Source organism: Burkholderia sp. SIMBA_051 (assembly GCF_046534915.1).
Classification (GTDB): domain Bacteria; phylum Pseudomonadota; class Gammaproteobacteria; order Burkholderiales; family Burkholderiaceae; genus Burkholderia; species Burkholderia ambifaria.
Map to the genome: position 1 here is coordinate 1 of NZ_JAWRXS010000523.1, position 258 is coordinate 258.

At 70.9% G+C, this 258-nt stretch carries 1 protein-coding gene; it reads left to right on the forward strand.

What is annotated here, in order from left to right; translation table 11 throughout:
* Positions 1-258: MFS transporter (locus SB771_RS35565; RefSeq protein ID WP_410722114.1), on the forward strand; the 258-nt coding region annotated here is incomplete at both ends.

A 258-nucleotide genomic window follows, 5' to 3' on the forward strand; every position in this document is an offset into this window, starting at 1 on the left:
GTTACGCGCTGACGCTGGTCGCGCGTTTTATCGCCGGTGTTTCTGCCGGGTTGATCTGGGCGCTGCTGGCGGGCTACGCCGCACGCATGGTGCCCGAGCATCGCAAGGGCGCGGCGATTGCCGTGGCGATGGCGGGGACGCCACTCGCGCTTTCGCTGGGCGTGCCCGCGGGGACGTTGCTCGGCACGTGGACCGGCTGGCGCGCGGCCTTTTGTGTGATGAGCGTGCTCGCCGTCGCGCTGCTCGTGTGGGTGCGGG